Annotated in this window: 2 protein-coding genes; one reads left to right on the top strand and one right to left on the bottom strand. The window is 74.1% G+C overall.

Annotated elements, in window-relative coordinates; translation table 11 throughout:
- The first annotated feature begins 186 nt into the window (after positions 1-186).
- Entirely contained in the window at positions 187-660 is a 474-nt protein-coding gene (locus HMPREF3105_RS09665) for a GNAT family N-acetyltransferase (RefSeq protein WP_044660004.1), read from the top strand.
- Between the two features lie 105 nt (positions 661-765).
- Here HMPREF3105_RS09665 and HMPREF3105_RS09660 read toward each other — a convergent pair.
- A partial coding sequence (locus HMPREF3105_RS09660; RefSeq protein WP_083325329.1) for a dihydrolipoamide acetyltransferase family protein occupies positions 766-1,530 on the bottom strand: 765 nt, incomplete at its 5' end.

Here is a 1,530-nt window from a genome sequence, read left to right as displayed (position 1 = left end):
CCGCGCGGCCCGCCGTGCGACCCTCGTGGCCATGGCCTGGGCCGCGGCCACGGCCCCCGGACCGCTGTCCGGCGAGGACTGAGCGGACGGCACCGGCCCGGCGGGCCGACGTCGTGCCCGGTGGTACGGTGGCCGGTACCCGCGACGGCGGACGCCGTCGAACCCCGCCCCGAGAGGTCCACCGCCGTGCTTCTTCGTGACGTCCGACCCGAGGATCTGGACGAGTTCTTCCTCCACCAGCAGGACGAGCAGGCCAACCTGATGTCCGCCTTCGCCCCCCGCAACCCCCGGGACCGCGGTGTCTTCGACTACCACTGGGCCCACCTGCTCGGGGACGAGGACACCGTCGTGCGGACCATCGAGCACGAGGGCCGCGCCGTGGGTGCGCTCGTGTGCATCCAGCAGGACGGCGTGGGCGAGCTGTCCTTCTGGACCGCGCAGGACTACTGGGGCCTGGGGCTGACGACCGCGGCCGTGGACCGGTTCCTGGAGGAGCACACCGCCCGCCCGCTGCGGGCGCACGTGCCCGAGGACAATGTGGGCTCCGTGAAGGTGCTCTCCCGCCGCGGCTTCGAGACCGTCGGCGAGGAGAAGGTCTTCTCCAACGCCCGTGCCGAGGTCATCACCGAGCTCGTGATGGAGCTGCCCGCCGCCGACTGAGCGCGCCCCGCGGCCCCCGCCGTGCCGGCGGCCGCACCGGTCTGCCACGACGACGGCCCCGCCTCCCGGTGCCCGGGTGGCGGGGCCGCGGCGCGTCCGGGGCGCTCAGACCATGGTCAGGGTCAGACCCGGGCGGCGCAGGATCGCGCCGACGTCCGCGAGGAAGCGCGAGCCCTGCTCGCCGTCCACGAAGCGGTGGTCGAACGAGAGGGACAGCGTCATGACGTCCCGCAGGGCGATCTCGCCGCGGTGCTCCCACGGCATCCTCCGGACCTGGCCGATCGCGATGATCGCCCCCTCGCCCGGGTTGATGATCGGGGTGCCCGCGTCCACGCCGAACACCCCGACGTTCGTGAGCGTGAAGGTGCCGCCGGCCAGGTCCGCCGGGGACAGCCGCCCCTCGCGGGCGAGGCCCGTGAGATCGCGGATGGCGTCGGCCAGCTCCCTCAGGCTCATCGCCTGGGCGTCCTTGACGTTCGGCACCATCAGCCCGCGGGGGGTGGCGGCGGCGAAGCCGAGGTTCACGAAGTTCTGCTGGACGATCGTCCCGGCGGCCTCGTCCCACCGGGCGTTGACGTCCGGGGTGCGCTCCATCGCCACGAGGCACGCCTTGGCGGCGAGCGTCATGGGCGTGAGCTTGACGTCCCGGAACTCGCGGGAGGCCTTGAGCTCGGCGAGCAGCTCCATGGTCTCGGTGACGTCCACCTGCAGGAACTCGGTCACGTGCGGGGCGGTGAACGCGGACTGCACCATGGCCGCCGCGGTCGCCTTGCGCACGCCCTTGACCGGCACGGCCTCGGTGCGCGGGCGGCCACCCAGGGTGCGGACGCCCCCGGTCGAGCCCGACTCGGCGCCGGACTGCGGCGGCGC

It is taken from the genome of Micrococcus sp. HMSC31B01 (assembly GCF_001816085.1).
Classification (GTDB): domain Bacteria; phylum Actinomycetota; class Actinomycetes; order Actinomycetales; family Micrococcaceae; genus Micrococcus; species Micrococcus luteus.
The sequence above is the reverse complement of the archived record's forward strand: the minus strand, read 5'-3'. Positions and strand labels throughout refer to the sequence as shown.